Raw genomic sequence first — 6,823 nt, forward strand, 5'->3', positions numbered from 1 at the left:
TATAGTCTTTCCCTATTTTGCATGAGGTGGACATATGAAAAGAAAAGTTTGTGAACTTGTATTAATAGTTATTTTTTATTTATTACAAGTGTCAGTTGGTAGAGTAATCGCAGTTGCAAATATAGTACCGAATTTTCTTATTATTTTACCAATCATTTTTGGTTTCTTAAAGGGAAGAAACGAAGGTATGTTTGTTGGATTCTTTGCTGGAGTTATGTATGATTTATATTTCTCTAGCTTATTTGGATTTACTGCTTTGTGCTTTGTTTATATTGGTTATTATGCAGGATTTTTCTATGAGAAATATGAAAAATACGAAATCTTAATCCCAATGGCTATGGTCTTGGTTTTTGATTTTGTCTATGAATTTTTATGTTATATTGGTAACTTCTTGTTACATAATAGATTAAATGCTGGATTTTTCATTTCGCGAATTATAATACCAGAAGTGGTTTATACTTGCCTTTGTACTTTAATTTTGTATAAATTATTAGCTTATATAAATGACAAACTAGACACTGTTAAAACAAAGAAAAGGGGCGTGAATTTCGATGAAGGAAGTATTTGATTATATTTTAAGTATTATTAAATCAAGAATCTTTCCTATAGTTTTAATCTTTATTATTTTAATTTGTGTTCTTGTAAACAGATTGTTTAGTTTACAGATTATGAATGGATCAAGTTATGCTACTAATCTTAATAGTTCCATTCAAAAGAAGATGAGTGTAACTGCAACTAGAGGTAGAATTTTTGATAAGAATGGTGTATTGCTTGCTTATAACGATTTAGCGTATGCTGTAACAATTAGTGATAGCGGTACATATTCTAGTAACGATGTTAAAAATGCTACAATTAATAAAAGTATAGATAAGACTTTAAATATTATTGAAGAGAATGGTGATACATATTCTAACGATTTTCCAATCATTTATGAAAATGGCACATACTCTTATAATATTGAGTCAACTACACTTCTAAGATTTATTAGAGATAGCTACGGTGTTAGTAGTATTGCAGAATTAACTGATGAACAAAGGGGCGTTTCGGCAGAGGAATTATTTAATTATTATCTTGATAAATACGCTGTTTCTCTTGATGACTACTCAGTTGAGCATGCTTTAATGATTGTAAATTTAAGACGTTATATGTCAGCTAATTCATATAATAGATACTTATCTTTTACAATTGCTAATGAAGTTTCAGACGCCACTATGGCAGCTATTTTAGAAAATTCTGGAGAATTAGTAGGTGTTCAAGTAGAAGAGAAGTATATTAGAAGATACACTTATGGAAAATATATGTCACAGATTCTTGGCTACACAGGTACGGTTTCTTCTTCAGAGCTAGAAGAGCTTGGAGATTCTTATGAAAGTAATGATGTAGTTGGTAAGTCTGGTATTGAGTCTTCTATGGAAAGCGTTTTAGCTGGTACTAAGGGTTCTCAGACAGTTTATGTTGATACTGTTGGCCGAATTACTGAGGTTATTTCAGAGGAAGAGGCAACAGCAGGTTACGATGTATATTTGACTATTGATGTAAATCTTCAAAAGACTATCTATGACGATATTGAAGATGAGCTTGTAACAATTCTTGCAAGCCACCTTACATCTGGCTCTACAAAATATACTTATGACTCTGACGGTGATGTAAAAGATATTTATATTACAGCACAAGAGGTTTATTATGCATTTATTGATAACAATTTGTTGTCTTTAAGTCAGATATCAAATTCAGATAGTTCGGTAGCTCAAAGCGTTTATCAGTCTTTCTTAGCTAAGAAGAGTGAAGTCCTTGACTGGGTTAAGGAGGAATTGGCTTCTGGTAATACAGGCTATAGTTCTTTGACTTCTGAACAGCAGGTTTACATTTGGTACATTTACACCTTACTTAAAACTGAGGGTATCTTTGATACTTCAAATGTAGACACATCAGATGAGACTTATGCAAACTGGACAGGTACGGATAGTACTGTAAGTTTACAGACACTCCTTACATATGGTATTTCTCAAAACTGGATTGATATGTCATCTCTTACAGATGAGCAGTATACTTCTTTACAGGAGTCCTACGATGTTTTAGTTGACTATATCATTTCTGCACTTGATACAGATTCTTCATTTTTTAAGAAAATCTACAAATACCTTATAGAGGATGGCTCAGTTTCAGGTTCACAGCTCTGCATTCTTTTATATGAGCAGGGTTATCTTGATCCTAATGCTGAGAATTCAAAGTACACAGAGCTTGTAAACGGTAGCATGGGTGCTTATGACTTTATTAATTATGTAATCACTAATAAAATTATTACACCAGGTGAGTTAGCGCTTGAGCCTTGTTCTGGTTCAGCAGTAGTAGCAGATCCAAACTCTGGTGATATCCTAGCTTTGGTTTCTTATCCAAGTTATGATAACAACAAGTTATCTGGTTCTATTGATGCGACTTACTATAGTCAGTTGGTTTCTGATAATGCTAGTCCACTTCTTAATAGAGCGACACAGTCCTTTATAGCACCAGGTTCTACTTATAAGCCTTGTTCAGCTATAGCAGGTCTTAGCACAGGAATTATTTCATCATCAACAGGCTTTTATTGTTCTGGTTCTTTTGATTTGGTTACTCCATCTCCTAAGTGTTGGAGAACTTCAGGACATGGTACTGAGACAGTAACAACGGCCATTAGAGATTCATGTAACGTTTATTTCTATAATGTAGGCTATCAGCTTGCTATGAAAAATGGATCTTACAACAGTACCTATGGCACAAGCATTTTACAAAACTACTCAGATATGCTAGGTCTTTCAACAACGGTGGGTGTTGAGATTGAAGAGGGTACACCTCAGGCTTCAACAACTAATGCTATTGCATCTGCAATTGGACAGGGTACTCATAAGTATTCAACTCTAAATCTTGCTCGTTATGTAACAACTCTTGCAACATCTGGTACTGTTTATAATTTAACTTTAATTGATAAGATTACAGATTCTGATGGAAATGTAATCGAGGACAATTCAGCAGAGGTTAACAACCAGGTTGAGCTTGATTCAAGTATTTGGGACGCAGTTCATACTGGTATGCAGCTTGCCGGTTCTACTTATTCAGCGGTTAATGCACTTAACCTAAAGATTGCTGCGAAAACTGGTACAGCGCAGGAAAAGACAACTTCTCCTGACCATGCTCAGATGATAAGTTACGCACCTTATGATAATCCTGAGGTTTGCGTGGCAGTTACAATTCAAAATGGTTATACTTCATCTAATGCCATTGCTTTATCGGCTGAGATTTATAAGTGTTACTATGGAGTGGAGTAAACTCTAATAAAGTATAAAAATATATGAAATTTTGAAAGATTATAAATTAGCTGGGTAACTGGCTAATTTATAATTTTTTTTCTTAATTATTTTAAAAATCTATGGTTATTTAATGGTTTTTAGAATATAATATTTAATTGTGGGGATTTATTGATAACAGTTATTTTGCTTTGATTTGACGCATTTGTTATCGTTTTGATCTAATATGATTTATGAGGTGAGACATTGGATAATTCAGTAATTATTAAAGGTGGAAAGAAGGGTATCACTGTAGTTCTAGATAAGGACTGCGCATTTTTAGAATTAAAGAAGAAGCTTGAGGAGAAGTTTGAGGCTTCTGCTAAGTTCTTTAATGATGCTAATTTAGCACTTACATTTGAAGGTAGAAACCTTAGTTCAAGAGAAGAAAACGAACTTATTGAAGTTATTAACAAGGTTTCTGATTTAAACATTCTTTGTGTCATCAACAATAACCAAACAAGAGTTATGGAAGATAAAATTGATGAAATTGTGGAATCGCAGATTGCATCAAGACTTAATTCTATTGATAAGCCTTGTCATTTCTATAAGGGAACACTTCGTTCCGGACAGGTTTTTGAGACAGAAGGCAGTGCCGTCATTTTAGGGGATGTTAATCCAGGCGGTAAGGTTATTGCAGGTGACAATGTTGTTATTCTTGGTAGTTTAAAGGGTTATATTACAGCTGGTTGTAATGATAATTCTAATGCTTTTGTATATGCGCTTGAAATGAAGCCTATGCAGATTCAGATTGGTGATATTATTGCTAGAAGTCAGGATTCTGAACCTAGTCCTAAGAGAAGATTCAGAAAAGATGAGGCAACAATAGAGCCAAAGATTGCTTATGTTTATGATAATAACATTTATATTGAGGACTTTTCCCAGGACGTTTTAGCTGATATTAATCTTTAAAAAAATAGATAAAATGCTTGAAAAATAGCGGATTTTCATACATAATTATATATGTTAAGTTTGTGGTTAATTGAACATTTTAGCTTTTAGAGGGGCGTGTGAAAAGTTACACAGATTAATTTTTAATAATTTTCTAGGGAGGAAATAATAAAATGAGCGAAGTTATCGTTGTTACATCAGGTAAGGGTGGTGTAGGTAAAACTACTACAACTGCTAATGTAGGTACAGGCCTTGCAAAGCTAGGCAAGAAAGTTGTTATGATTGATACAGATACAGGACTTAGAAATCTTGACGTTGTATTAGGTTTGGAGAATAGAATTGTTTATAATTTAGTAGATGTTGCTGAAGGTAGCGTATCCGCAAGAAAGGCTATGATTAGTGATAAGAGATGTCCTAATCTTTACCTTTTACCAACAGCACAGACAAGAGATAAGGATGCTGTAACACCTGAGCAGATGCTTAAGGTGTTAGATGAGATTAAGAAGGATCCAGAGAATTTCGATTATATTATTCTTGATTGTCCTGCTGGTATTGAACAGGGCTTTAAGAATGCTATAGTTGGTGCAGATAGAGCTTTAGTTGTAACAACACCTGAGATTTCTGCTATTCGTGATGCTGATAGAATTGTTGGATTATTAGATGCTAATGGTTTAAGAAATAAGGAAGACTTAATCGTTAACAGAATAAGAGTTGACATGGTTAAAAATGGAGATATGATGTCAATCGATGATGTTAATGATATTTTACACCTTAATTTAATTGGTGCAGTTCCTGATGATGAGAGCATTGTTGTTGCAACTAATAAGGGACAGCCACTTGTAGGTGATGATTCATTACCTGGTCAGGCTTATCTTAATATTTGTAAGAGAATTTTAGGAGAACAGGTACCTTTCCTTGATTTAACTAATAAGAGTGGTTTCTTTAAGAAGTTGGTTTCAGCATTCAAGAAGTAATTACTTTATAAAATAATAGTGGGAGGGATTATTATGAGTTTATTAGATTTATTTAAGAAAAAAGGATCTTCTGAAGTCGCTAAGGATAGATTACAGTTTTTATTAGTTTCTGATAGAACTAACTGTTCTCCAGAGACAATGGAAAAAATCAAAAACGAAATTATTGCAGTTATATCTAAATATATGGATATTGATACAGATGGTTTGGATATTCAGATCACTTCAACACCACTTGAGGGCGATGCTGGTAATGTTCCAACTTTATTTGCCAATATTCCAATTAAGGATATGAGAGGCGGCTCAAGAGAAGTTAAATAAGAGGTATATTTATGATTTTTAAAAAATATCAACTTCGATCTTATAATTTCAGACTTGTAGCTTTAATTATAATAACATGCGTTTACGCAATATTAATTGTTAATAGTGCGAATTCGGCATATACATTAAGACAGGGCGTTGGTATGCTTCTGTCTTTTGTTATGATGATAGTAATATCATTTATTGATTACAATTGGATATTAAAATATTATTGGCTTTGGTATGCTATATCAACAATCCTTTTACTTGCTGTAAAGCTTGTTGGTTCAAGCGCTAAGGGTGCGCAAAGATGGATTTCTTTTGGTGGATTTTCAGTGCAGCCTTCAGAATTTACTAAGTTGATTTTAATTCTAGTGCTTTCTAAGTTGATTTCTATGTATAAGGATAGACTTAATACATTTAAATTCTTAGGAGTTTTAGCAGTTACAGTAGGTTTCCAGCTATTACTTATTTTGGCTCAGCCTGACCTTTCTACAACACTTCTTACCTTTGTAATTTGTGTTGTTATCATTTACTGTGCGGGTCTTGAGTATAAGATGATTGGTAAGATCTTAATGGTTGTCATTCCAGTAATTGTGGTCTTACTTGCCTATATTATTCTTGATGAGAATCAGGTAATTTTAAAGAAGTACCAAAGAAATCGTATTATGACTTTCATCGATAGTAACTACTCAACAGACGATGATGACGAGGATGATGGCTCTGATGATGATACATATCAGCAGTATTATGCTGTTCAGGCTATTGGCTCGGGTCAGCTAACGGGTAAGGGCTTAAATAATAATGATTCTTCTTCTTTAAAAAATGCAGGCTATATCGCCGAGGCACAAAATGACTTTATTTTTGCTGTTATCGGTGAGGAACTTGGATTTGTAGGTTCGGCATTTACTATATTCTTAATTTTTGCCATAGTGGCAGAGTGCCTAATAACGGCTGTGAAAGCGCAAAATTTTGCCGGGCGACTGATTTGCTGCGGTGTAGCTGCCTATATAGGTTTCCAGTCCTTCTTTAATATAGGTGTTGTTACTTGGATTTTGCCTAATACAGGTATTCCACTTCCTTTCTTTAGTTGTGGTATTACATCGCTTATTACGGTATTTACATCAATGGGTATAGTACTTAATATCGGCTTACATACTAAGGTAGAAAGAGACGAGGATTTATTTGCCCCAGACTTTAAAGGTTAATATTAATTGAACGCAGTGTAAGCAATCCCCCGCTTCAAAAGCGTAAGCTTTAAGCGGGGGTATAAAGCTTACTGGTGTCAGAAGGGGTTAAAGCCCCTTCTGACAGGTGGCACAAAGTGCCACTGCGTTCATG

General features: G+C 34.0%; 6 protein-coding genes. All 6 read left to right on the forward strand.

All coding sequences use genetic code 11. The features are described 5' to 3' along the window. The first annotated feature begins 34 nt into the window (after positions 1-34). The 6 genes from mreD to QVA17_RS08965 all read left to right on the forward strand — a co-directional run bounded on the left by mreD (position 35) and on the right by QVA17_RS08965 (position 6,690). The gene (gene mreD / locus QVA17_RS08940) at positions 35-568 is read left to right on the forward strand and encodes a rod shape-determining protein MreD (RefSeq protein WP_027430773.1); all 534 of its coding nucleotides are present in this window, start codon (positions 35-37) and stop codon (positions 566-568) included. Beyond that, the gene (locus QVA17_RS08945; protein WP_287388138.1) at positions 552-3,302 is read left to right on the forward strand and encodes a penicillin-binding transpeptidase domain-containing protein; all 2,751 of its coding nucleotides are present in this window, start codon (positions 552-554) and stop codon (positions 3,300-3,302) included. Before mreD ends, QVA17_RS08945 begins: the two co-directional genes overlap by 17 nt. 225 nt (positions 3,303-3,527) lie before the next feature. Beyond that, positions 3,528-4,232, forward strand: coding sequence for a septum site-determining protein MinC (locus QVA17_RS08950; protein ID WP_027430771.1), 705 nt, complete (start codon positions 3,528-3,530; stop codon positions 4,230-4,232). A gap of 152 nt (positions 4,233-4,384) precedes the next feature. After that, on the forward strand, positions 4,385-5,185 hold the full coding sequence (minD, locus tag QVA17_RS08955; RefSeq protein ID WP_287388140.1) for a septum site-determining protein MinD: 801 nt from the start codon (positions 4,385-4,387) through the stop codon (positions 5,183-5,185). A gap of 33 nt (positions 5,186-5,218) precedes the next feature. Next, positions 5,219-5,503: a cell division topological specificity factor MinE gene (minE, locus tag QVA17_RS08960; RefSeq protein WP_027430769.1), complete on the forward strand. Its 285-nt coding sequence runs from the start codon at positions 5,219-5,221 to the stop codon at positions 5,501-5,503. An 11-nt stretch (positions 5,504-5,514) separates the two neighbouring features. Next, positions 5,515-6,690 (forward strand): FtsW/RodA/SpoVE family cell cycle protein, encoded by a 1,176-nt coding sequence (locus QVA17_RS08965; protein WP_287388143.1) that lies wholly within the window; start codon positions 5,515-5,517, stop codon positions 6,688-6,690. Positions 6,691-6,823: the final 133 nt, after the last annotated feature.

Source organism: Lachnospira sp. (genome assembly GCF_016290755.1).
Lineage (GTDB): Bacteria > Bacillota > Clostridia > Lachnospirales > Lachnospiraceae > Lachnospira > Lachnospira multipara.